The sequence below is a fragment of the Absiella sp. AM29-15 genome (genome assembly GCF_003434225.1).
GTDB classification, from domain to species: Bacteria; Bacillota_I; Bacilli_A; order Erysipelotrichales; family Erysipelotrichaceae; genus Hoskinsella; species Hoskinsella hominis.
This window is the reverse complement of record NZ_QVFL01000005.1, coordinates 195669-219122: the sequence shown is the minus strand read 5'-3', so window position 1 is coordinate 219122 and position 23454 is coordinate 195669. Positions and strand designations below refer to the sequence as shown.

Genomic DNA, 23454 nt, shown 5'->3' with positions numbered 1-23454 from the left:
TCTATTCCTCCTCATAAAGGATTCTTCTTGATTTTCGCAAATGCTCTGGGATATTTATTAGGTGTCGGTTTTACCTTCTGATAAACAAAGTTCACCCGCTTAGAACCATCACTCAGCGTTTTGAAGTTTCTCTGTACTTCTTTACAGCCCAGTGTTGTAATCGCTTTTTGCGCAAGGGAGGCTTCTTCTTCTCCATTCGCACCTTTCATAGCGATAAAATATCCATTCATTTTCACAAGAGGAATACACAATTCACTTAACACAGGCAAATTTGCCACTGCCCTTGCACTGACAAAATCAAAACTTTCCCTATGTTGTTTTGCATAATCTTCTGCACGTGCATGAACACAAGCTACATCATCCAGCTTCAACGCTTCACACAACGCCTTTAAAAAAGTAACACGTTTCCCCAGTGTTTCCACGATTGTAATCTTTAACTCTGGATATACAATCTTTAAGGGGATACTTGGGAATCCAGCTCCTGCACCTACATCACAGAAACTTCCCTTTATATTGATATCAAAAGAAGGCAGGATCGAATCAAGAAAATGTTTCTCATAGATTTCATCTTCATCAACAATCGCAGTCAGATTCATTTTCTGGTTCCATTCAACGAGCATATCCTTATATATAGAAAACTGTTGTTTCTGCCATTCACTTAGCGTGATACCCTGCTCTTGCATCACATGAAAAAAATCATCTTTATGAAATATTTCAGACATAAGATCCCTCCAGCACCTTCTATTATAACAAAATTCATGTACTAACAAAACTGTAACTTTGTGAAATTTCTATAATCGACAAATAACTACCTTATTTCCTGGGAAATGTATGGGCAATCATACAAAAAAGCCTTCGATATTAAGAATACCCAAGGCTTTTTATTATTCAATTTTCAATTACGAACTTCCATCTTTGTATTGGATATGAATCTTTTTCTTTCCTAATTCCTCCACTTACAATATGTTATTTCATTTTTTTAATGTACCTGAATTTAAATCTTGAACATAGCATCTATCTTTATTCGCCAATTTAATTGTTACAGGTTGCGATTTTACACGCTTAGATCCTGCGTCTTATAAATATCTATGTCCGTCGCTTTTATCATTTATCTGAGCATCACTTCCTTGATCTTTCGCTGAATGTTTCTTAATACTAAATTATTCAGTTAATATCACCTCCATGATATCAGATGCTATAACACCCAATATGTCATAATAGATTCTGTTTTTTTATGGCAACAATATACATTGTACCAGCTATGACAGTTTCTATTATTTGATACTGCTTTGAATTTTATAGGAATACCATTGGTATGATCTTTCATTATGATCTGTCATACTCTATTATTCTTATAAACATCCAAATGTTAACAGCTATATGGAAAGGATTTATATACACCATCTCTCGTTATAACCAAGCATTGTATGGATGATGTTCCTATAATTCCTTACCTGCTAAATTCATTTATACATGGAGTTTCCTGTTTTCACAGATGATAGAATTACTTCTATCTTTTCCTGATACCTTGTCTGCTGTCACCAGTTCTTCTTCAGGCTTTAACTTCCGATGATCCACACCGTATGTCCTATAATGTTAAATGATTATGATATTTAAATTAACTTTCTATCTGATGGAATCCCTATACAAAAGAAACTTTCACGCATCAGTTTTGACAAGTTCCTTAATCATTTAACCAGCTATCGTTCCCATTTTCTCACCGCTCTCTTTCTTTTCTTATTTCTTTTTACACCTTTATTATATGCGAGTTAGAAGAATTGTAAAGCGTTCTGGAATAATCGGTAAAATTTTGGAAAAATTGGTAAAATATCTTTAAAAGTATATTAAGCACATGGATAATTCATATTTTATTATATTTTAAATATCGTTATTATATAAATTTATTATTAATTTAAATTATATTAAGTATCATTTACTTTATGCATCATCTGTTTTCCACCCAATGAAAATCATGATAAAATATAATTCATAAAATAATAGAATATTTGAAAGGATGATTTGAATGAAAAAGCTGTTTAAAGATATAAGAAATAATAATATAGAAGCCATTCAAGCGGCCATTGCTAAAAATCCTGCCATCGTAAATGAATATTTCGATGGGAAAGCACCTAAAAAAGACATAGGACAATCCCCGCTTCAGGTAGCGATTAAATGTCGGCGTTTTGAGATCATTGACCTTTTGATTGCTCATGGGGCGGATATAAATTTCATGGAGGATCCTGCCACCGTACCACCACACAGCACTTGTATGCCCGTTCTTCATGATGTTATCATTGGTGTCATGGATTCTTTACTATATCATGAATATGAAGATTCTTTAAAGTATATGAAGCTATTAGAAACGATGCTTAGGATGGGTGCTGATCCCAACAAAGAAACATTTTGTTCAGATTCGCCATACCCTGCTTCAGCGATTGGCACATTGGTTGTACATGCGGAAAATAATTTAAATGAATATGTGGACTGTGATCCTAACGCATATAATATCTCAAAAAAATGCTTCTTTGATATCCTTGATCTGTTGAAAAAATATGGCGCAGATTTTGATCAATGGCTTGATCGTGATAACGGTGGAGATGAAAGCAATCGTGCCACATACCTTGATGAATTTATCCCAAAAGAAGATCAGCCTTATGAAATGAAATATCGTGGCAAAATCATGAAAGGTGTTCACAAAGGTGATATTGATCAAACCAAAGTGATCCGTGCAGCCCTGAGAGAATACTTTAAATTATCATCATAAAACAAAAGGCGGGAAAACTTTAAAAAGTTCCCGCCTCATTCATATATCTTTTTACTTTCCTACAAAGGCATGCATCTTATCAATCACAGATGCTTTCTTTGATCTTGAAATAGGTAGTTCTATATGATCCAGATAGACATGCTCCTGTTGAATCTTTGCGATATATTGCATGTTCACAAGATAACTCACATGTATCCAGAGGAAATCATAACCTTCAAAGAAAGCTGCTGCTTCTTTCATACTTTTACGTTCACGAAATTCTCCTCTGCGTGTATGATAAATCAAATACTTATCTTCTTTTTCGATGTAGAATATATCGTTGATACGTAGTGGAATCGATACGTTATTGTAGTGAAATAAGTATTCTTCTTCCTTCTTCAACATGCGATCAATCAAAGGACAGACTGCCTGCATTTCTTCTTTAAGCTTTGTCCGGTCAAGATATAGAATACGCTGAAATGGATATCGTTCTTTCATTTCATCCTTTAGGTGAGCGACAGTATATAACATAATCCGTCTTGGTTTAGATAAAACAAAAGCCTGTGTAATTCTTGGAATATCAAATTTTTCATGAAATAACACGATTTGAAAATCCTGTTTTTCATCACTTTTCGCAAAATCTGTAATTCTGGTGAAATATGAAAATGACCATTCCCGATCTTTTAAATTTCGCATTAATTCAAATAATACTTCTTTCGCAACTTCTTCTGTTTCTAAAATAGCCAGACGAATCATCCCCATCACTCTCCTATTGTATATCAGCGTAACTTACAAGTTTCACCTTTTCTTTCTCTAATAATGCTTTACATTCTTTATTACATATAATATCCAGTTCTTCAATACGTTTCATATAATAGGAAGTCATAGATGTTAAAACCTTATCAATATAAGCAGGATGACACATTAAGTCATATGTTTTATCATCTTCCATTCCTTTTATAATGTTTTCAAAGCTTTCCAAGGAAACACCTTCGTTATAAAACGCCATGATCAGCTCTGATTTTTTTACATCACTTTCATAAACAAATCCTCCACGGATTGGATATGGATATTTTTCCAGTAATCTTTTGATAACTGGTCTTAGTTTTTCTGTTGTATGAATATGGTGATGAGAATCTAAATGATCAATTTTGATACCAGCAGCCAGAACTTTTTCAATCTGCGCCTCCAGTTCTTGAGACATTTCTTCTTCATCGTACACATTAATGTCCAGTTGATTTCTGAAATAGCCAGTTTCAGTAATCAATGTCTTGTGTGTTTGTAAGAGTGGCTTGTAGCAAGTCAGATTCAGATGCACACCAATGTGCATTTCTGGATGCTGTTTTGCCATTTCTACAGCGTGATCAAATCCAGGCATATTTGCCATGATCGTTGTAGAAGTCAGGATGCCATCCTGAAATCCTTTCAGAATCCCGTAATTCACGGCCTCACTTAAGCCGAAATCATCAGCATTCATAATTAATTTCTTCATTTTTTCTTTTTCCTCCTTGTCAAGATGTTTCTTCTATATTATACTCTTAATTAAGCTCATATGAAAGCGGTTCAACCAATCGCATCATAATTTTTAAAAAATTGTAAATCCTAATATGTAAAAGGAGATGTATCACATGGAGAGCTTATGGATCGTTTACTGGATTGGTATTTTCGCTTCTTTCGTTTTCGCCTGTTACAACATCATAAAAAAAAGATTAGTTTCCGGCACGTTACATGCATTGATTACCATTGCTTTCACAGCTTTATCCGTTATCATTGGTATTAATAGTGGTTATACTGGCAAGGGACAGGATGAGTTCACTTATTTCGTGAATCGTCTGTTTTCTCTAAAGTTTGATTCTGTATTATTAGTGGTATTGTTTGTATTGATGCTTGGCTTTAATATTTATCATATCGCAGTATTCTATGAACAGTCAAATGTGTAAAAAACCTCTGAAAATTCAGAGGTTTTAAAATACTTTCGCAATTATTTTTTTACAAGTTTCCATATCTAATGAAACATCCTTTAGTGCTTCAATCAATATCTCTGCACATTTTTCTCTACTCAGCTTATCACTATCTAAACAGATATCATATGTTTTCTTATCGCCCCATCTGCTTGTGCAAACTGCATTATGATAATTTTTCCGTATTTCATCTTCTTGGTATAAAATCTTTAATTTATCTTCTTTTGTTGCATTGCTTACATCATATAAAGGATCCACATTAATTCTAGGTAGTTTATGTTCAATATTTGTATTATAAAGTAAAACATTTAAAAATTCTGTTTTATTTTTCACAACTTCTGCTGCAGCGCGTTCATGGATAATACATGGTCCTTGTTCAATGGCTATTAATATAGCTTTTGAAATAGCTTGATATACGCGTTGGAATTCTTCATCATCTTTCAATTCATCAGGATTTCTTCCAATTAAACTTAAATCAAAATTTCTTAGATATTCTTCAGTAAGCCATTCTTCATCCGCAAATTGTATGAGGTGCTTTGCTTCATAAAATTTCATATCCAGTGCATCTGCCACAATAGCAGAAATCCAACGCCCCATACTGCAGTATTCACTATCCATAAATAAACTTTTTTTCATATTTAACCCTCCTCGTGTATATATTCACCATTTGTTTGAATTACTTTTTGATACCAATAGAATGAATCCTTTTTATATCGTTGATATGTTCCATTTCCATAATCATCTACATCTACATAAATAAAGCCATATCTTTTCTTCATTTCACCTGTAGATGCCGCTATTAAATCTATTGGCCCCCACATGGTATATCCCATTACATCAACACCATCTAACATAATTGCTTTTTCAAGTTCTTTTAAATGAGCTTTTAAATATGATATACGATAGTCGTCATGAACTTCTCCTTTTTCCAATTGATCAATAGCCCCTAAACCGTTTTCTACAATCATAACTGGCAGCTGATAACGATCATATAATAGATTTAATGAATAACGTAAGCCTTGAGGGTCAATTGTCCATCCCCAGTCGCTTTTTGGTAGGAACTGATTTTTATATCCTGTATCTAATCCATTCATTCCTTTCATAATGCCTTTGGTTTTTTCACCTGTGACATGTGTACAATAATAACTGTAAGAAACAAAATCTACTGTGCCATTTTTTAAATCATCTAAATCCCCTTGCATAATAGGTAATTTTATATTTAATCTTTGCAATTCTTGCTTTTTATAAGCAGGATAATATCCTCTACATTGTACATCACAATAAAACAGCATTTTATGCATAAAGTCCATTGTTGCAATTACATCATTAGGATTACAACTATTGGGATATGCGAAATGTCCAGCATACATCATTCCTACTTTATTTTCTGAATCTATATGATGAGCCATTATAACTGCTTTGGCACTTGCCAATAATTGATGATATGCTGCTGTCATTCTAATTGATTCATCATCACTTTCAATCCCACCAGACACCCAAGGTTGGGTAGACATACAATTTATTTCATTAAAAGTCAGCCAATAATGAACCCTTCCTTTATAACGTTTAAATAGTATTTCTGCAAAGCGAAGATAATGTTTTACAACAATTCTATTTGCCCATGAACCATATTTTTGCAATGCCAATGGCGTTTCAAAATGTGAAATTGTAATCAATGGTTCTATATGATATTTTTCCAACTCATCTATAATGCGATCATAAAACGCTAAACCTTTTTCATTAGGCTGTTCCTCATCTCCGTTTGGAAATATTCTTGTCCAGTTGATTGACATTCGATAAACTCGAAATCCCATTTCCGCAAATAAAGCGATATCCTCTTTATAATGATGGTAAAAATCGATTGCTTTATGACTAGGATAATATTCGTTTTCTTCAATTTGCTTTGTTATCTTTCTTTTTACCCCATGTGCACCAAGACACATTACATCTGCGGTACTCAAACCTTTTCCATCTTCTTGATATGCACCTTCACACTGGTTTGCTGCTGTAGCACCACCCCACAAAAAATCTTTTGGAAATCCCATATATTTACCTCTTTCTAAATGGTCAATATCATTAACTCTTTATTTTTATCTGCTTCGTCAATTTTGACTGGCTGTACACTTGTGTATTGCTGACTATTGGTCACTATAATCATAGTAGTACAATCATAGCCTTCTTCTTTCATTTTGTTTAAATCAAATTCTAACAGAAGCTCACCTTTTTTCACTTGTTCATTTTGTTTTACTTTAGGATAAAAGTATTTACCCTTTAAATTAACTGTATCAATTCCGACATGTATCAAGATTTCAGCGCCATGCTTTGATGTCACACCAATAGCGTGACCTGTCTCAAAAAATGCAGAGATCGTACCATCTGCTGGAGCATAAATTTTACCTTCTGATGGAATAATTGCCATACCCTTTCCTAAAGAACCACTTGAGAATACTGAATCATTTACTTTATCTAAAGATATGACCTGCCCTTTCAATGGAGCAAAGATTTCTTCATCATCTAATTTAATTTCTTTTTGTTCATTAAGTTTTACATCTTCTTTGGGTTCATCAATCCCTAAGATAAAACTTATAATAAAGGAAACTATGAATGCAATTGCACAGCCTATAATTGCGTAAATAAGATTAGAAATACCTTTTTCGCCTAAAAAACTAGGCAACGCAAATAATCCCGGAGATACTTGTGCGTAACGCCCAACCCCCATAATACCTATAAATAAACCAGCTGCACCTCCTCCAATCATAGCAGCTATTAATGGTTTTTTAAAACGTAAACTAATACCGTACATTGCAGGCTCAGTAATACCACAGACTGCACTGATACCAGCAGAGGCTGCTAAAGATTTAATTTCTGTATTTTTACAACGGAAAGCAACAGCAAGGGAAGCTCCTCCCTGTGCAATATTAGAAACCATCATACCTGGACCAGCTACTGTATCAAATCCAGTGGTTGCTAATAAATTAATACCAATTGGAATCAATCCATAATGCATACCTGTCATAACCATCAATGGTGTAAATGTACCAACCAATAGAGGAACCAGCCAGCTTACATAATGATTTAACATACCAATTGCATCACCTAATAATTGACCACAAATGTTACCTAATGGTCCTATTGCTACTAAAGTCGCAATACCAACCACTAACATAGTGATTAATGGTGTCATAAATATTCTTATAGATTTTGGCATGTAGCGATCTGTAATTGGTTCCACATAAGACATAAACCATATCGCTAAAATAATCGGTATAACTGAAGATGAATAGCTTACCAGTGAAACTGGTAGTCCAAAAATTCCCAAACCAGTCTGTGATTCTTTTGCGACTGCAATCATATTCATAAAGGTCGGGTGCATTAGAATTGCACCTATTCCCATTGCCACAAATTGATTTACATGAAACTTTTTAGATGCACTTGCTGCAATAATGATTGGCATAAAATAAAATACCGAATCACCCATAAAATTTAAAAACTGATAAGTTTGTGAATCCGGCGCTACAACCTTTAACATTGTCAGCAACGCTAACAAAGCTTTTAACATACCTGCTCCAGCCAATGCAGGTACAATAGGTATAAAAATTCCAGAAATTGTATCTAAAATCTTATTCACAATTCCTTTTTTCTCGTCACTTATTTCATTATTTTGAAAATCACCTAATTTGATGAACTCTTTATATACATCTTTTACAGTATTTCCTATCACAATCTGATACTGCCCCCCTTTATCTACAACGCTAATAATACCTTGTATATTCAAAATTTTTTGTGTATCAGCTTGAGATGAATCTTTTAAATTGAATCTTAATCTTGTCATACAATGTTCTACTGCTACTATATTTTGTTTTCCTCCTACCAACATTAATAATGTTGAAGCAAGTTCTTTTTCAGTCATACTTTGACCTCCTCTTTTTTGTTAAAACAATCGATATCTTTTGTTTACACTTCACATTATAAGTAAAAAAAATAGACTTTCAATATTTTGAAAGCCTTTTCAAACACTGTTGCAACATTTATTTTTATCTAATATATTTTTTCGCAACACTGTTGCTAAATCATTTATCTGAATCCTTTAAAATAGGATTCTGTGTATTACGATTTATTTGAAATTCATGTGATATGATAACTTTATTTTCAAAATTTTGTTTATAATTCTCATTAAATACAGTAGCATACAGAATATCTAAAATATATAATACCGAGAGATTCATCCCAAAGTCACCAAGATTTTCATTAAGTTTTTCTCTGGTACAAACATAGACTGTTTCATTTGCCAATTTATGAAGGGTACTATCCCCGTAGGACGTCAATGCAATAAAAGGAATTTTACGCTCTTTCAATTTATGTGCAACACGCAACAATACTTCAGTTTCTCCAGAATACGAAATCATAAGAAATACGTTTTCATTGGAACTAAAAGAAGCCAAGTAATATGCCTGATCCATCTTTGATTCTACAATAACATTTTTTCCTATTCTTAACATCTTATCCTTAAAGGTTTTGGCTATATCAGCCTGTACTCCAGAAGAACATATATAGATATTTTTCGCAGCATTTAAAATTTTTGTTATTTTAGCGATGACATCTTTATCTAACAAAGTAGCAACATCTCCAAGTACATCATTATATAAATGTTTTATCTTATAAGCTATTTCTTTTCCCTGATCATGATAATTAAATGGATAATTAGGATTGACTTCATTAAAATGTGATTGAAGATAAGCTGTTTCCTCTAAATATGCTTTTTTAAAATCATTAAATCCTTGATATCCTATTTTTTGACATAAACGCACAACTGTTGATGGTGCTGTATATACTTGAGATGCGATAAATCTTGCACTTTGCTCTGCGATATTCTCTTTATTATCTAATAAATAATCTGCAATCAATATTTCAACATCAGAAAAGTCCTGTTTTTCCTTTAGTTTTTCTTGAATCAGCATGATAAAACCTCCTGTATTTATTAATTTGATTTTATCATATTTTTCATAACTTTACTTCATCATCTTATATGATTTATTCCCAATTTGTTCCATCTTTGCTTTTCGCAACTTTACCATTCTTTAATGGAATACAATAAGTGCCATCTTCATCATATGGAATTAATTGATAATTGATTTGTTGTGCAATGATTGGATTGATTTCTTTTAAACTGGTATATGTTTTGCCATGATCTTTACTGATTAAACAATCATCAAAACTGGTAACTAAAATCGTACCATCCTTCATCAATGCCATGGAATACATGGTAGAAGCTTTTTCTATATCATTTCCGGATGGTTTATCAAAAGTCCAATTGATGCCATCTGTACTTGTACCTGTAAACATCAAATAATCTCCTGACATCATCGCAATACGATACGTATGGTTTTTATCTTTTGCGATTGAAATTTGTGATATTCCCGCAGATTCGCAATCTATTCGTATATCCTTCCATGTCTTTCCCTGATCTTTTGACATAATGATGTGTGGCTGTTGATATTTTTCACAATAAGCAATCATAATCATATCCGCATCAATATAATAACTTTGATTTCCCATTCGATAGAAGGTCAGCCAATAATCCTGAAGGCGGCTGCCGTTTACTGGTACATTTCCCCAGTGTCCACCACCATCTAAAGTAACCATTACCTTGCCTGCCTCTATTTTCATATCATACAAGGCACCATCATCACCATGATTTACCTGAGCATTTTGTTCTTCTGTAATTGGTGCCTGTGGTTTGGCTGGTGTGCTAGCATATCCATTTTCAATATCACTATCCTTTGTAATGTCTTTTACCAATGCAATCGTTGGTGCTGGCATTTTTTCTATCTTTTTCATAGCTTCTTCTTTTGCTTTTTTCTCTTGCTCCTTCTGTAATTTCATCGTTTCTTCATATGAGATCAGAGGATCATTTTCACCATTACGGATTTCAATTTTATTACCATTAAACGTTACTGTAACATCATATAAATCCTGGTTTTTTCCAATAATCTTTACCCGTGCGCTCTGTGCATTTTTCCATTCAATATCGGCAGATAATTTCTTTTCATCAAAAATTGTAAAATCACGTTCTTTGGTTGTTTCTTTATTTTTTGCGGTAATTGTCACGGTTTCTTCATTTGATTTTGTTAAAACGATTGTATTTTCACCTTTTGATTCACTCGCTAGAATATTACTGTTTTTCTGTTTTGGCATCCATATAAATAAAGCCCCTAACAACAGCGCTTCCACCAAAAATACCACAAGGAAATGTTTTAATATTTTCATAATGACAGCCCTTCTTTATCTTCCAATGCTCTTAATTTTAGCTGAATCTTTTCAGCCATATAGGTTTTTCTGCCTAGAGCAATCACCTGATTTACCTCATCTCTGGCAAATCCTAATTGTTCCTGATCCATATATAATATCGCCAAACGATAATGCTGCTGGAGTTTTCCACGATTGGTTTTCTCTTGTTTCAGCATCTTTTTGAGATATACTTCATATTCTTTATCGGAAATTGCATGGTCTTTATATGCATAATACATTTCTAGCATTTTTAATCTGTTCTTCATTTTGAAAACACTACCCGCATATATTTTCTTTTTTTCTAACTTTTGCAGTTCTTCTTTTGCTGATGCCAGCTCTTGTTTACTCATGTCGATATCATCCTCAGCTTCATAAAATGCCGCAAGATTGATATGGAACATTGCTCGCTGGGCTGGCTTTTTTTCTGTCGCAAGGATATCCTGTATCATCATTTTGGCACTTGTCTGATCCCCAGCTAAATGATAATAAACAGCACAATTTGCTCTTGCCTCTGTAAATATCTGAAGCTTTTCATCCTTTTGATATTTTTCAATCAGCTTCTTAGGATCTACTTCATCATCCAAAATTGTATCCCATTCTTCATGATAATGATGAATAACCTCTTTGATTGCTTTCATCAAAATTGAACTGACCACTGCTATTTGTAATACAAATAATAAACATAATGTTAATGCATTTACGTTCATATAAATGGCATATACAAGCGCACACGCTGATGTAATCAATACAGCAATTGCGACTTTATATAATGTATGCTTTCTTATGTAATACTCTATCATAGAAATTTCCTCCTATTTACGTTATGTTAAACAGGTACATTATACTATATAGGAAGAAATCATAACGAAAAAAATTATGAAGAAATCATAAGGAATCATTATGATGATGATAAATTTTATCTTCAAAACGATTTTCGATACCATGATACAAACGATTCCACAAAAACCATGCAGTTTTTTGATACAAACATCCATACCATTACGCTTCAGATTCCCTATATTCACAATGATCAGTTTTTATATGATAATTTAAAACTGCCCATCACACCAGCAAATGATACATCACAGTTTCATGTGATTGATATATATCAAAATAATGCCATCTTTTGCCCTGAAATATATCTTTCTTTTCATAAGATGCAGGAAATTAGACGATCAATCAAATGCTCATGCGAAGAAAAGATAATGCCCTTATGTTATCCATTGGTATGGAAACTCGCCAAATTTATCGAATGTTATTTTATGAAAATATTTCTATGATTCTTCGTACCTACTTAATATCCATTGCCTTATCTTCTCTTTTTTATATCAACTTTTTAGATGCTTCTATATCATTTTCCTATTCTGTATCCATTATTATTTATACATTTATACTTTTACTCATCATGATGCTTATGATCTTATATATGGGATACCGCATCATGAAACAAAAAACTATAGATGTTTAAAATTGTAACGTGTTATAATACTATCAGTAAAAGGATGTGATCATATATGAAAAAAACGTATCACTGGGTAAATGACGATGTCAAAATAGATTTCAAATTACCGAATATGATTCAGGATCTTGTTGATGAGCTGGAGGAAATGGATCAAAATGAAGATTGGTCATATTTTGATCGATGTGACTTCATAGAAAATATCACTAAAGAATTTGTGATTAATAAAGAAATGACAAGCAAACAAAGAGATATACTTTGTGAGCGATATCGAGGAGGATAATGTTTATGTTCTTAATAGATTTTAATGAATGTATAGATAATAATAAAGCCTATGGCGGTATGGCAGGCAGTAAACTTGGTATCATCTATCAAAATGAAGATTGGATATTAAAGTTTCCAAAAACTACTAAGGGAATGCGCGAAACCGAAATTTCTTATACAACTTCTCCACTTTCTGAATATATAGGCAGCCATGTATATGAAATCCTTGGCTATCCTGTTCATGAAACAAGATTAGGCGTTAAGGATCATAAGCTTGTTGTGGCATGTAAAGATTTCACAAATGCAAATGAGAAGTTACAGGAATTTAGAGAAGTCAAAAACTATTATAATAAAGATCTTGAAGCATTCTTAGAAGAAACAATATCAGAAAGTAATAGTGTTGGTAGTACCAGTTTACATGCAGTAAAAGCACACCTAAAATATAACAAACTATTAAATATCGTTGAAGGGATGTCAAAACGTTTCTGGGATTGTGTAATCATAGATGGATTCATTAATAATAATGATCGTAATAGTGGTAATTGGGGCATTTTGCGTTATTTGGATGGTTCCGTATCATTAGCACCAATTTTCGATAATGGAGCTTCTTTTTCCACCAAAATATCCGATAATAGAATAAAGAGCCTGTTGGAAGATGAAACAAAATTAATGAATAGTGCTTTAAATACTGTAACTGGATATAATATTGATGGAAAAGTTCTTCAATTTCGTAAGCTTTTAAAGATGGAAGATGAGGATATAAAAAAAGCAATAAAGCGCGTTGTCCCCATAATACAAGAACAAATGGATCAAATAGCAAATATGATTTATGCAATACCAGAATCAGAAAATGGCATAGAAATCATCAGTAAGGCAAGAAAAGAATTTTATGTGAAAGGAATGGAAATACGTTTACAAGAATTATTAATTCCAGCATGGAAACATATACAAGAAATAAATAAAAAATCTTAATAAATTTATAAGAACAGGCTAATGAGTCTGTTTTTTTCATGGATACAAAATTATACTTATAGAATAAATGCACATAAAACTTGGCAATGCTATAGTATAGATGCCAATAAAACTTGGCACAAGATACAAAGGAGAAAATTGTTATGAATAAAGAAGAAATTTTAAACAAAAGTAGATTAGAAAATAAAAATGGAGATGAAAGAGAAAAAGCGTTAGAACAACGTGCCAGTCAGAATGCTTATATCGCAATTATGTTTGTCTTTTTAGGACTTGCCATTATATCCTTTATACAAGAGGCAATCACAGGAGCATCTTTTATTGATTATCAAATCTGTTCCCTAGCTTTTCTTGTTGGTTTTGCGGGTCGTCACATTACGTTTTATATCAATACGAAAGATAAACTAAATCTTTATATTTTTGTGGGTTCTGTTATTATATCCATAATGATTTTGACAAGATTAATACTAAAAGCATAGGAGGCCTATAATGAATAAAGAAGAAATTTTGATAAGAGCACAAAATGAACAAGATGAAATGGTTGTCCAGACACATGATAAAGCAATGAAATATACTTATATTGCCTTGGTGATCAGTGCCGCAATCTTTGCGTTCATCAGAGCGCAAAAAAATCAACCTATCATGGATTTATGTGCAACTGTATGTTTCTCTGTCTTTGCCGGTCGCATATATTGTTATGTGAAAACAAAAGATTCTACTAATCTGATAATGGCGCTTATTACTTTGCTTGTCGCACTATTTGCAACCATCAGATTCTTCATGGGGCACTAACATGAATGATACATTGATTTTAAAAAACCGCCTAAAAGAGGCAAGAACAGAAAAAGGATTATCACAATCCGCATTAGCTGAAATGGTTGGGGTATCAAGAAATACCATCAGTTCCATTGAAACTGGTCAGTTTAATCCTACAGCGAAGCTTGCTTTGATTCTCTGCATTGCTTTAGACAAGAAATTTGAAGATTTGTTCTACTTCGATTAAGGGGATTATGATGATGAGAAAAGTAAATGAAACAGATGATCTAAATAAGATTAGCTAAATCTATGAAGAAAGCTGGAAATCTGCCTATAAAGGAATCATTCCACAAGATTATTTGGATCATCTTCCAAAAGGTGAATGGGCTAAGAATTTATCATCTGAAGGAAGGCGTTCCCTTGTGATGATAGAAGATAATCAAATGATAGGTACCTCTAGTTATTGTTCATCAAGATTATCCAGATTACATGAATATGGTGAAATTATCTCTATTTATATGCTTCCAGACTATATGGGTAAAGGTTATGGCAAACAACTTCTTCATGAAACAATCATGTGTTTAAAAGAAGAAGGATATCATGATTTGTATCTTTGGGTGTTAAAGGAAAATCATCATGCCAGAAAGTTTTATAAAAACGCTGGTTTTATACAAAGTGACGATGTTCTATTTAACTCTTTTGGTAAAATGTCAAATCGATTTAAATTCACTTAACTCTTCTTTATTTTAGCTGATAGAGTTAAATCTACTTAAATCTTTTCATAACACATTCGTCATAGATAACCATATAATTTGTTCACGATATTGTTATTTTTGTAAGCCCTTGTATACCATTAATAAACTTTACAAAAACTTTACCATTTTCCGTTGACTTTCATTTTGTATGCGGTATAATTCCACTAAATAAAGCATAACTATACAATAGCTAAGCTCAGGAGGTACGCGAATGAACGCAACACAGGAAGAAGTAGAAGATGTGATTGAAGAAGATGATTTTGTAAGTTATTTAGCTCAAGAAATAGCTGATATCAAATCTGGCAAATCTACCTGCTATGATTAAGTTTTATTTATTTGTATAGAAGTTGCATACGAAAAGGATGAAAATACGTTACATATTTTTCATCCTTTTTTTGAGGTTGTATAAGGGAAATCATCAGCCAAAACATAATGCTGAATATCCTGTTGAAGCTTTTTTAATTTTTTCATCACAAAAGTCAACGCATAAATCACGATAACAATGACGATTCCTGCAACTAAACAAGCGATACGCTGTTCAATCGCTGTGACGCCATCTAGTAAGACAAGAGATGCATTTAATGCACTGACAGCATTAATTATCTGTTTATATTTATAATCCGGCAGGAAGAACCCGATATAGCCAAAGAACATGACTACATACATGGCGTATTGTTGCGGTATCAAAATCTGAAATAACAGAAAGAACAAAACCACACCTATCATGGTTCCGATAAACCGATATTTTATACGTTCCATGGTTTCTGAAAATTCTAATTGCGTCAATGACATTACCACAATACTAATCCATAATGGTTTTTGAAGGTGCAGCAGCATACCAGTTGTCATCGCAAAGGCAATACCGAAGGACATACGGAAAATATAACTGCGATTTTTAGCACACAGCTGTATCTGTTGTCGCATCGTTCTTCCATTTTTGCCATATCCATAACGATACCAGTTAATGAGTGTACCTACGCCAACAATCAAACCACCAAAGAAAACTGCATTCATCCTAGATGCCAGCAGATCAAATGGAAGTGGAGTCGCCTGTGAAAATACAAAACATAATAAAAACGAAATATTAGGCTTATATGCAACTGGCTCATTACTCAATAAAATAATCAATACTGTAAAAAGAAAGTACAAAGGAAATGCTAGTACAGGAGAAACAAGTGCTAATTCTCCTGCCAATCCTCCACCTGTATAAAGGAGCATGATGATGAAAAACATTGTCCATGGCCGAATAGGCAAATCCATCATTGGCAGCATCGTAAAACCTACGCCAATGGCGACACCAGGCAGGATATTTTCCACTCCAAATATAATCTGAAAGATAAACACAAAGCCTACATTGATCACAAAACGAAAAGCATTGTGCAGGATTAATCCCAAATATGACTTACTTTCTGTCTTCATCGATATCCCTCCATTTTCTATATAATAAACAACAAATAACCTTGCTTTTCTATTCATTTTACGCTATCCTTAATTTGATACAGTTTTGTGAATAGTAAAGTGTTATGTACTATATTGTATGCTTCTGCTTTTGTTATGTCAAGCAGAAAGAAAGGAACTAGTTATGAATGATCGTGATATTATAGACAACTTTATCAAATTATTGCCATTATGGCATTATAAAGTAGAACGCCCTATCAAACGTACCCAAAAGCATTCTCAAATCAGTTATGAAACACATTATTGTCTGATTGCCCTTGCGAAAAAAGGTCCAATGACAATGAGTGAATTATCTTCCTCTTTAAAATTATCCAAACAGCAGGCAACCCAAATTATTGATAAACTTTATCAACATCACTTAATCCAACGTTTTCATGATGAAAAAGATCGAAGAATGATTCGTATTGCCATTAGTGAAGAAGGTACACAGTTTCTAAAAGAGAATGTGATTGATCTTGCATCAGTAGAAGCATCGATGCCACTTACACTTGATGAAAAAGAAAAAGAAGAGCTAAGAAATGCCACAGACACGCTGATCAGATTACTAACAAAATTAGATTAATCCCTCCATGTTAAATATCTTTGACACTTTTCCAAAGGTATTTGATAGAATGATTTTATAAATTTTCGTACAATAAAATAGAAAGGAGAACATATGAATTTAGGAGATCATATACAACAAGCCAGAAAGAAAGCTCAATTATCACAAGAAAAGCTGGGAGATATGGTTGGTGTCACCAGACAAACCATCAGCAACTGGGAACTCAATATTACCACCCCTGATGCCAATCAGTTATTAGCACTGTCAAAGGCATTACAAGTCAGCATGGATGCCCTGATGGAAAATGATATCCAGCATCTTATAGAACAGAAAGTAAATGTTGTTGAAACACAGGTCAGTAAAAACAATACGCTGCTGCTTTGTATATTGATTGCCCTCATGGTTCTTTTTATATTGATGTTCATCATGAACGCTTAGAGGAGGAAATTTATGAATCAAACAAAGTCAAAAATGCATACTTTATATTTTCTGATTGCCCTTTACATTTCGATATATATTGGGAATATTGTTTTAGATATTACAGATAATTTCATACAGAATATATGGATACCAAGAATCCTTGGAACCATTACATGTGCAATCATGGGACTATTATTTCAGAAGTACTGGTTAAGCAAATATGCTTAATGCTTGTCATCATAACAGCATCATATTTTACATTTTGTTTCACGATTTGAAATTTTTTACATATTTTTGATGATTTTTCTTGTAATTCTCGTCAAAGTATCGTATCATATAGGCAAATGGGAGTGAGTGCTATGCATAACAAAGGATATTATTATTATCGATAGTTCGTTATAAAGCCATAACATATGCATGGTTCTTTTTCTCTTTATAACGATTACACAAAAGCATCTGTCGAATGATTGATGCTTTTTTTTCTTAATCAGGAGGATAAACAAATGAAAATTCATGTGGATTTAAAAGAAAATGGTTATGACATCATTATGGAACATGGTGTATTAGCCAATGTAAAAGATTATGTAGACCTCAATCGTAAAGTCATGGTCATCACGGATGAAGGCGTTCCTTTAGAATATGCGACCAGTGTAGTTGCACAATGTGCAGAAGGATATCTGCATGTTGTTCCACAAGGCGAAGATTCTAAAAGCCTGAGCGTATTTAAAGAAATCTGTGAAGATCTATTAGAACAGCAGTTCTCCAGAAAAGACTGTATTATCGCAATAGGCGGTGGTGTTGTCGGAGATTTAAGTGGATATGTAGCCGCTAGCTATATGCGTGGTATTGATTTTATTCAAATCCCTACCACAACCCTTTCTCAGATTGATTCCAGTATTGGTGGAAAAGTTGCGATTAATCTAGATGAAGTTAAAAACATCATTGGTGCTTTCTATCAGCCAAAGATAGTGATTATTGATCCAGATACGTTACAGACTTTACCAAAACGCCATTATATCAATGGGTTGATTGAAGCATTAAAAGAAGGCTTGATTTATGATGAAAGCCTGTTTAATTTATTTGAAGCTGGTGATATCTATAAAGATTTAGACCAGATTATTGAAAAGGCATTATATGTGAAAAAAGATGTTGTGGAAAAAGATGAAAAGGAACAGCATTTAAGAAAAATCTTAAACTTTGGACATACGATTGGACATGCGATTGAAAGTTATTATCACTTAAGTGAATATCTGCATGGAGAATGTGTTGCGTTTGGCATGTTGTATTTTATTGAAAATGAAGATATTAAAAAACGTGTTCTTGCGATTTATGATAAACTGGGCATCAAGGCATCTGCGCCTTATGATCCTGATACAGTATATGGCTTATTATGCAATGATAAAAAAGCAGCACATGGAAGTGTCAGTATCGTCAAGGTGAAAGAAATTGGCAAGGCAGAAATTCAGGATATGAAGCTTGAAGAAGTCAGAGCATTATTGAAAGGATAAGAATATGAAAAACAGTTTTGGAAATCATTTAAATGTTACATTGTTTGGGGAAAGTCATGGTGAAGAAATTGGTGTTGTGATGGATGGATTAGCACCCGGCATTCATCTGGATATGGACTTTATCAACGCAATGATGGATAAGCGTAAAGCAAAAGGAAGAATCAGTACACAACGGAAAGAAGGCGATGAAATTCATATCGTCAGTGGTTATTTTAATGGATATACCACAGGGACACCCCTTACCATATTGATTCATAATACCAATACAAGAAGTGGTGATTATGAAAAGACAAAAAACCGTTTACGCCCTTCTCACGCAGATTATACCGCAGAAGCAAAATATCTTGGCTATCAGGATTATCGTGGCGGTGGACATTTCAGCGGTCGTTTAACTGCACCTATCGTTGCGGCTGGGGCGATTGCCATGCAAGTATTGAATGAAAAGAAAGGCATTTTGATTGGTTCTCATATTGCGGAATGTCATGGTATCAAAGATACCTTATTCTCAAGTAATGAATCCACACTTGTAAGTGAAATTGAAAAAATGAATGCCAGTGATTTTGCGGTACTGGATAAAGATATCGCAGAACAAATGCATCGCCATATTGAAGAAGCCGCAAATATGGGCGATAGCGTTGGTGGTATTCTGGAAAGTGTCATCTTGCATATGCCAGTGGGTGTCGGCGAACCATTCTTTGATTCGATAGAAAGCAGATTAAGTCATTTATTATTTAGTGTACCTGCTGTAAAAGGTGTGGAATTTGGTTTAGGCTTTGATTTTGCGAATCATTATGGCAGTGAAGTCAATGATGCGATTATTTATGATCAAAAGGAACACAGAGTAAAAACCGCTACCAATCATAATGGAGGCATCAATGGAGGCATCAGTAATGGTATGCCGATTTGTATTCGTACAGTAATTAAACCAACCCCTTCTATATATAAGGAACAGGATACGATAGATAAGGAAACACATGAAGCCGTAAAGCTTCAGATTGAAGGAAGACATGATCCAGCAATTATTCATCGCGCAAGAATCGTGGTAGATGCTGTATTAGCACTTGGTATTTTAGATTTATTGATGGAACGTGACGCAACACTTTCCATGTTTAACAGAACGTAGGAGGAAATTGATTATGATTATCACAATGAAGAAAGATGCGACAAAACAAGATATTGAAAATGTCATGCGACAGTTGAAAAACAAAGGACTACAGATTCATGAAAGTATTGGAGAAAACTACAATGTCTTTGGGGTAGTTGGGGATACTTCTCAAATCGACCCAAAACGTATTGAGGCAAATCCACATGTGGAAAGCGTTGTACGTGTATCTAGTCCTTATAAGAAAGCGAGCCGTATGTTTCATCCAGAAGATACCATCATTAACGTAAATGGTATTAAAATCGGTGGAAAAGAAAAAATCGTTGTCATTGGCGGACCATGTTCTGTGGAAGGAAAAGACATGATTTGTCATTTGGCACAGGAAGTAAAAAACAGTGGCGGTGTCATGCTGAGAGGTGGCGCATATAAGCCAAGAACCAGTCCATACGCTTTCCAGGGTATGGGTACAGAAGGTATTTTGGCAATGGTGGAAGCTCGTAAAAAAACCGGCTTGCCAATTGTCACAGAATTAATGAGTGCAGATAAATTGGATGAATTTATTGAATATGTGGATGTTATCCAGATTGGCGCAAGAAATATGCAAAACTTTGATTTATTGAAGGCTGTTGGAAAAACCAACAAACCAGTTCTTTTAAAACGAGGACTTGCCAATACAATTGAAGAATGGATCATGAGTGCAGAATATATTATGTCAGAAGGCAACGAAAATGTTATGCTGTGTGAACGTGGTATCCGTACATTTGAACCATATACAAGAAACACTTTAGATTTAAGCGTTGTACCAATTATCAAAAAGAAAACACACCTTCCTATCATTATTGATCCAAGTCATGCGACTGGAGATTGGGAGCTTGTGGAAAGTGCTTCGTTAGCTGCCATTGCCGCAGGTGCGGATGGATTGATCATTGAAGTACATGACTGTCCAGAATGCGCTTGGAGTGATGGTGTACAATCATTAAAACCACAGCGTTTTGCGGAAGTCATTCGTAAAGGTAAAAAGATCGCCGAGGTTATCGGGAGGGATATGTAATGCAGGCAACGATTACCCCTTCCAAGGTATCCGGTGCTATCTGTATACCCCCAAGTAAAAGCATGGCACATCGTGCTATCATCTGTGCATCCTTGGCAAAAGGCCGCAGTATCATTGAACATGTGGAATATTCAAAAGATATTTTAGCAACCATGGAAGGTATGCGAAATCTTGGCGCAGTAATTACACAGGAAAATGATCGACTAATCATTGATGGAATAGAAAACTTCCATTGTGAAAAAGAAGAAGTATTCTGTAACGAATCCGGTTCTACCTTGCGGTTTTTTATCCCAATCTTCTCATTATGTCATCAAATCTTAACCTTTACCGGTGCTGGTCGTTTACTACAGCGCCCACAAAAGGTATATGAAGATATCTTCCATGAACAGGGATTATACTTTTCTCAAAACGACAAAGGAATCACCATCAAAGAATCATTAAAACCCGGTGAATATCATATCAAAGGAGATATCTCCTCTCAGTTTATCAGTGGCCTGTTATTCACATTGCCCCTGTTGTCCAAGGATAGTATCCTGCATATCGAACCACCATTTGAATCTAGATCTTATGTTGATCTAACAATAGAAATGTTAGCCCTGTTTGGTGTACATGTATCCTATCAGGATGATCACACCTTATCTATTCCAGGTAATCAAAGCTATCAGCCACACGATTATCGTATTGAAGGTGACTTCTCACAGCTTGCTTTTTTTGCGGTACTAGCAGCGATATCAGCGGATTTAGATGTCACAGGTATTCGTCATAGTTCTGCACAAGGAGATAAAGCCATTATTTCTATTCTAAAAGATTTCGGTGCACACATTGAGGAAATAGAAGACGGTTATCATATATCCAAAAGTCCATTACATGGCTGTGTGATTGATTTGGCGAATTGCCCGGATTTAGGCCCTATTTTATGTGTTCTTGCCATGTATGCACAAGGTGAAACCAACATCATCAATGCCCAGCGCTTACGTATCAAAGAAAGTGATCGTATTGCCGCAATGGAAGAAGAATTAAGAAAATTTGGTGTCGATATTCATTCTAATGAAGATACCATCTTTATCAAAGAGTGTACACAACCAATATGTAAAGAAACGTTATCAGGACACAATGATCATCGTATCGTCATGGCATTAACAGTTGCCTTGTTATGCAGTAAACAAAAAGGTATGATAGAAGGTGCACAAGCAATTTCTAAAAGTTATCCAACCTTCTTTGAAGATGTAAAACGAATACAGGGAAAGGTGGAATGTTTATGATCACAAAGGATACTCGCTTTCTAATTATCGGACTTGGTTTAATTGGTGGCAGTTATGCCATGGGATTAAAGAAAAACGGTTATCATGTAGAAGCCATCGAAATCAATCAATTAAGTATTGATTACGCCTTAAAGAATGGCATTATCGATAAAGGCTCTACCTTCGATCTGGATATGATATCTCAAGCAGATGTTATTATTGTTTCCCTGTATCCAAACATGAGTGTTGATTGGATTGCCACTTATCAAAAATACTTTAAACCGGGTGCTTTAATATCAGATGTAGCCAGTGTAAAAACCGGTGTAGTCAAACCCATTCAGGATATCATACGTGATGATGTAGAATTTTTAAGTTCCCATCCAATGGCTGGTAAAGAAGTGAGTGGTGTAAAATTTGCGGATGATACGATCTTTCATTCTGCGAACTTTATCATCTTGCCAACTGAGAAAAACACACAGGAGGCAATCGAGTCTTTACGTCAGATGGCTCAGATTTTAGGGTTTCATAATATCAGTGAATTAAGTGTGGAAGATCATGACGCCATGATTGGCTTTGTATCCCATCTAACACATGCCATTGCGGTTTCTTTGATGAATACCAATGACAATACGCACTTGGTGGAATACACCGGAGACTCTTTCCGTGATCTGACGCGCATAGCGAAGATCAATGAAAATCTTTGGAGCGAAGTTTTCTTCTTAAATAAAGATAATCTGATTAAAGAAATCGATGACTTTACCGCAGAAGTGGAAAATCTGAAATCAAAGCTCATTGATAATGATGTAGAAGGATTGAAAGAATTATTTATCCAATCCACGGCAAGACGAAAATTATTTGATAAATAGGAATCATCGTTGTATGATTTCTTTTTTTATGGCAGGTTGTACCTTCCTTTGGGTATTTGATGTTTACAGGGA

General features: G+C 34.2%; 27 protein-coding genes. 17 read left to right on the top strand and 10 right to left on the bottom strand.

Translation table 11 applies throughout. The annotated features are described in order from the left end of the window. Positions 1–11 precede the first annotated feature (11 nt). Complete coding sequence (gene rsmG, locus DW761_RS07410) at positions 12–722, bottom strand: 16S rRNA (guanine(527)-N(7))-methyltransferase RsmG (protein WP_117517219.1); 711 nt, start codon at positions 720–722, stop codon at positions 12–14. A 1301-nt stretch (positions 723–2023) separates the two neighbouring features. Here rsmG and DW761_RS07405 point away from each other — a divergent pair. Continuing rightward, a complete protein-coding gene (locus DW761_RS07405) occupies positions 2024–2764 on the top strand; it encodes an ankyrin repeat domain-containing protein (RefSeq protein ID WP_117517216.1) in 741 nt (246 codons plus the stop codon). Between the two features lie 51 nt (positions 2765–2815). Here the strand turns inward: DW761_RS07405 and DW761_RS07400 are convergent, their stop codons facing one another. Together DW761_RS07400 and chbG are read right to left on the bottom strand one after the other, a co-directional pair. Further along, entirely contained in the window at positions 2816–3499 is a 684-nt protein-coding gene (locus DW761_RS07400; RefSeq protein ID WP_117455772.1) for a LytR/AlgR family response regulator transcription factor, read from the bottom strand. A gap of 13 nt (positions 3500–3512) precedes the next feature. Further along, the gene (gene chbG / locus DW761_RS07395) at positions 3513–4235 is read right to left on the bottom strand and encodes a chitin disaccharide deacetylase (protein WP_117517214.1); all 723 of its coding nucleotides are present in this window, start codon (positions 4233–4235) and stop codon (positions 3513–3515) included. 136 nt (positions 4236–4371) lie between these two features. On the opposite strand from chbG, the gene DW761_RS07390 reads away from it, so the two are divergent. Further along, the gene (locus DW761_RS07390; RefSeq protein ID WP_117455768.1) at positions 4372–4683 is read left to right on the top strand and encodes a hypothetical protein; all 312 of its coding nucleotides are present in this window, start codon (positions 4372–4374) and stop codon (positions 4681–4683) included. A 24-nt stretch (positions 4684–4707) separates the two neighbouring features. On the opposite strand, the gene DW761_RS07385 is transcribed toward DW761_RS07390, so the two are convergent. From DW761_RS07385 to DW761_RS07360, 6 genes are all read right to left on the bottom strand, one after another. After that, positions 4708–5340 (bottom strand): AAA family ATPase, encoded by a 633-nt coding sequence (locus DW761_RS07385; protein ID WP_117455766.1) that lies wholly within the window; start codon positions 5338–5340, stop codon positions 4708–4710. 2 nt (positions 5341–5342) lie between these two features. After that, the gene (locus DW761_RS07380; RefSeq protein WP_117517213.1) at positions 5343–6749 is read right to left on the bottom strand and encodes a glycoside hydrolase family 1 protein; all 1407 of its coding nucleotides are present in this window, start codon (positions 6747–6749) and stop codon (positions 5343–5345) included. A gap of 14 nt (positions 6750–6763) precedes the next feature. Next, positions 6764–8614: a beta-glucoside-specific PTS transporter subunit IIABC gene (locus tag DW761_RS07375; RefSeq protein WP_117517211.1), complete on the bottom strand. Its 1851-nt coding sequence runs from the start codon at positions 8612–8614 to the stop codon at positions 6764–6766. A 160-nt stretch (positions 8615–8774) separates the two neighbouring features. Beyond that, a complete protein-coding gene (locus tag DW761_RS07370) occupies positions 8775–9662 on the bottom strand; it encodes a MurR/RpiR family transcriptional regulator (RefSeq protein WP_117517209.1) in 888 nt (295 codons plus the stop codon). Between the two features lie 73 nt (positions 9663–9735). Continuing rightward, positions 9736–10971, bottom strand: a complete 1236-nt coding sequence (locus DW761_RS07365) for a hypothetical protein (protein ID WP_117517207.1) — start codon at positions 10969–10971, stop codon at positions 9736–9738. Next, entirely contained in the window at positions 10968–11792 is an 825-nt protein-coding gene (locus DW761_RS07360; RefSeq protein WP_117517205.1) for a hypothetical protein, read from the bottom strand. The genes DW761_RS07365 and DW761_RS07360 overlap by 4 nt, the downstream gene beginning before the upstream one ends. A 389-nt stretch (positions 11793–12181) precedes the next feature. Between DW761_RS07360 and DW761_RS07355 the strand changes: the two genes are divergently transcribed. From DW761_RS07355 to DW761_RS07325, 7 genes are all read left to right on the top strand, one after another. After that, a complete protein-coding gene (locus DW761_RS07355; RefSeq protein ID WP_233513049.1) occupies positions 12182–12460 on the top strand; it encodes an FtsX-like permease family protein in 279 nt (92 codons plus the stop codon). Positions 12461–12506: 46 nt separating this feature from the next. Beyond that, on the top strand, positions 12507–12734 hold the full coding sequence (locus DW761_RS07350) for a hypothetical protein (protein ID WP_117455756.1): 228 nt from the start codon (positions 12507–12509) through the stop codon (positions 12732–12734). Positions 12735–12739: 5 nt separating this feature from the next. Beyond that, positions 12740–13687, top strand: a complete 948-nt coding sequence (locus tag DW761_RS07345) for a HipA domain-containing protein (protein ID WP_117517201.1) — start codon at positions 12740–12742, stop codon at positions 13685–13687. A 143-nt stretch (positions 13688–13830) separates the two neighbouring features. Further along, positions 13831–14163 (top strand): DUF6442 family protein, encoded by a 333-nt coding sequence (locus tag DW761_RS07340; protein WP_117517199.1) that lies wholly within the window; start codon positions 13831–13833, stop codon positions 14161–14163. A gap of 10 nt (positions 14164–14173) precedes the next feature. Beyond that, positions 14174–14476, top strand: a complete 303-nt coding sequence (locus tag DW761_RS07335; RefSeq protein WP_117517197.1) for a DUF6442 family protein — start codon at positions 14174–14176, stop codon at positions 14474–14476. Between the two features lies 1 nt (position 14477). Further along, positions 14478–14687, top strand: a complete 210-nt coding sequence (locus DW761_RS07330; RefSeq protein WP_117455748.1) for a helix-turn-helix transcriptional regulator — start codon at positions 14478–14480, stop codon at positions 14685–14687. A gap of 112 nt (positions 14688–14799) precedes the next feature. Beyond that, a complete protein-coding gene (locus DW761_RS07325) occupies positions 14800–15174 on the top strand; it encodes a GNAT family N-acetyltransferase (RefSeq protein WP_199485608.1) in 375 nt (124 codons plus the stop codon). A 405-nt stretch (positions 15175–15579) separates the two neighbouring features. Here the strand turns inward: DW761_RS07325 and DW761_RS07320 are convergent, their stop codons facing one another. Next, complete coding sequence (locus DW761_RS07320; RefSeq protein WP_117455746.1) at positions 15580–16614, bottom strand: FUSC family protein; 1035 nt, start codon at positions 16612–16614, stop codon at positions 15580–15582. A 163-nt stretch (positions 16615–16777) separates the two neighbouring features. Here DW761_RS07320 and DW761_RS07315 point away from each other — a divergent pair, with 163 nt between their 5' ends. The 8 genes from DW761_RS07315 (at position 16778) to DW761_RS07280 (ending at position 23382) form a co-directional block, all read left to right on the top strand. After that, positions 16778–17215 (top strand): MarR family winged helix-turn-helix transcriptional regulator, encoded by a 438-nt coding sequence (locus DW761_RS07315; RefSeq protein ID WP_117517195.1) that lies wholly within the window; start codon positions 16778–16780, stop codon positions 17213–17215. A 93-nt stretch (positions 17216–17308) separates the two neighbouring features. After that, entirely contained in the window at positions 17309–17632 is a 324-nt protein-coding gene (locus DW761_RS07310) for a helix-turn-helix domain-containing protein (RefSeq protein WP_117517193.1), read from the top strand. A gap of 12 nt (positions 17633–17644) precedes the next feature. Beyond that, positions 17645–17842: a hypothetical protein gene (locus DW761_RS07305; protein WP_117455268.1), complete on the top strand. Its 198-nt coding sequence runs from the start codon at positions 17645–17647 to the stop codon at positions 17840–17842. Between the two features lie 275 nt (positions 17843–18117). Further along, positions 18118–19122: a 3-dehydroquinate synthase gene (gene aroB / locus DW761_RS07300; protein WP_117517192.1), complete on the top strand. Its 1005-nt coding sequence runs from the start codon at positions 18118–18120 to the stop codon at positions 19120–19122. Positions 19123–19126: 4 nt separating this feature from the next. After that, a complete protein-coding gene (gene aroC, locus DW761_RS07295) occupies positions 19127–20245 on the top strand; it encodes a chorismate synthase (RefSeq protein ID WP_117517190.1) in 1119 nt (372 codons plus the stop codon). A gap of 13 nt (positions 20246–20258) precedes the next feature. Beyond that, positions 20259–21275: a 3-deoxy-7-phosphoheptulonate synthase gene (gene aroF / locus DW761_RS07290; RefSeq protein WP_117517188.1), complete on the top strand. Its 1017-nt coding sequence runs from the start codon at positions 20259–20261 to the stop codon at positions 21273–21275. Then, positions 21275–22537: a 3-phosphoshikimate 1-carboxyvinyltransferase gene (gene aroA, locus DW761_RS07285; protein WP_117517186.1), complete on the top strand. Its 1263-nt coding sequence runs from the start codon at positions 21275–21277 to the stop codon at positions 22535–22537. The genes aroF and aroA overlap by 1 nt, the downstream gene beginning before the upstream one ends. Further along, positions 22534–23382 carry a prephenate dehydrogenase gene (locus DW761_RS07280; protein WP_117517184.1) on the top strand — a complete coding sequence of 283 codons (849 nt, stop codon included), beginning with the start codon at positions 22534–22536 and terminating at the stop codon, positions 23380–23382. Before aroA ends, DW761_RS07280 begins: the two co-directional genes overlap by 4 nt. Positions 23383–23454 lie beyond the last annotated feature (72 nt).

What these genes read in the sequence shown, in the direction of transcription:
- rsmG (WP_117517219.1), bottom strand. Translation starts at nt 722, where the DNA reads ATGTCTGAAATATTTCATAAAGATGATTTTTTTCATGTGATGCAAGAG.
- DW761_RS07405 (WP_117517216.1), top strand. Translation starts at nt 2,024, where the DNA reads ATGAAAAAGCTGTTTAAAGATATAAGAAATAATAATATAGAAGCCATT.
- DW761_RS07400 (WP_117455772.1), bottom strand. Translation starts at nt 3,499, where the DNA reads ATGATTCGTCTGGCTATTTTAGAAACAGAAGAAGTTGCGAAAGAAGTA.
- chbG (WP_117517214.1), bottom strand. Translation starts at nt 4,235, where the DNA reads ATGAAGAAATTAATTATGAATGCTGATGATTTCGGCTTAAGTGAGGCC.
- DW761_RS07390 (WP_117455768.1), top strand. Translation starts at nt 4,372, where the DNA reads ATGGAGAGCTTATGGATCGTTTACTGGATTGGTATTTTCGCTTCTTTC.
- DW761_RS07385 (WP_117455766.1), bottom strand. Translation starts at nt 5,340, where the DNA reads ATGAAAAAAAGTTTATTTATGGATAGTGAATACTGCAGTATGGGGCGT.
- DW761_RS07380 (WP_117517213.1), bottom strand. Translation starts at nt 6,749, where the DNA reads ATGGGATTTCCAAAAGATTTTTTGTGGGGTGGTGCTACAGCAGCAAAC.
- DW761_RS07375 (WP_117517211.1), bottom strand. Translation starts at nt 8,614, where the DNA reads ATGACTGAAAAAGAACTTGCTTCAACATTATTAATGTTGGTAGGAGGA.
- DW761_RS07370 (WP_117517209.1), bottom strand. Translation starts at nt 9,662, where the DNA reads ATGCTGATTCAAGAAAAACTAAAGGAAAAACAGGACTTTTCTGATGTT.
- DW761_RS07365 (WP_117517207.1), bottom strand. Translation starts at nt 10,971, where the DNA reads ATGAAAATATTAAAACATTTCCTTGTGGTATTTTTGGTGGAAGCGCTG.
- DW761_RS07360 (WP_117517205.1), bottom strand. Translation starts at nt 11,792, where the DNA reads ATGATAGAGTATTACATAAGAAAGCATACATTATATAAAGTCGCAATT.
- DW761_RS07355 (WP_233513049.1), top strand. Translation starts at nt 12,182, where the DNA reads ATGCGAAGAAAAGATAATGCCCTTATGTTATCCATTGGTATGGAAACT.
- DW761_RS07350 (WP_117455756.1), top strand. Translation starts at nt 12,507, where the DNA reads ATGAAAAAAACGTATCACTGGGTAAATGACGATGTCAAAATAGATTTC.
- DW761_RS07345 (WP_117517201.1), top strand. Translation starts at nt 12,740, where the DNA reads ATGTTCTTAATAGATTTTAATGAATGTATAGATAATAATAAAGCCTAT.
- DW761_RS07340 (WP_117517199.1), top strand. Translation starts at nt 13,831, where the DNA reads ATGAATAAAGAAGAAATTTTAAACAAAAGTAGATTAGAAAATAAAAAT.
- DW761_RS07335 (WP_117517197.1), top strand. Translation starts at nt 14,174, where the DNA reads ATGAATAAAGAAGAAATTTTGATAAGAGCACAAAATGAACAAGATGAA.
- DW761_RS07330 (WP_117455748.1), top strand. Translation starts at nt 14,478, where the DNA reads ATGAATGATACATTGATTTTAAAAAACCGCCTAAAAGAGGCAAGAACA.
- DW761_RS07320 (WP_117455746.1), bottom strand. Translation starts at nt 16,614, where the DNA reads ATGAAGACAGAAAGTAAGTCATATTTGGGATTAATCCTGCACAATGCT.
- DW761_RS07315 (WP_117517195.1), top strand. Translation starts at nt 16,778, where the DNA reads ATGAATGATCGTGATATTATAGACAACTTTATCAAATTATTGCCATTA.
- DW761_RS07310 (WP_117517193.1), top strand. Translation starts at nt 17,309, where the DNA reads ATGAATTTAGGAGATCATATACAACAAGCCAGAAAGAAAGCTCAATTA.
- DW761_RS07305 (WP_117455268.1), top strand. Translation starts at nt 17,645, where the DNA reads ATGAATCAAACAAAGTCAAAAATGCATACTTTATATTTTCTGATTGCC.
- aroB (WP_117517192.1), top strand. Translation starts at nt 18,118, where the DNA reads ATGAAAATTCATGTGGATTTAAAAGAAAATGGTTATGACATCATTATG.
- aroC (WP_117517190.1), top strand. Translation starts at nt 19,127, where the DNA reads ATGAAAAACAGTTTTGGAAATCATTTAAATGTTACATTGTTTGGGGAA.
- aroF (WP_117517188.1), top strand. Translation starts at nt 20,259, where the DNA reads ATGATTATCACAATGAAGAAAGATGCGACAAAACAAGATATTGAAAAT.
- aroA (WP_117517186.1), top strand. Translation starts at nt 21,275, where the DNA reads ATGCAGGCAACGATTACCCCTTCCAAGGTATCCGGTGCTATCTGTATA.
- DW761_RS07280 (WP_117517184.1), top strand. Translation starts at nt 22,534, where the DNA reads ATGATCACAAAGGATACTCGCTTTCTAATTATCGGACTTGGTTTAATT.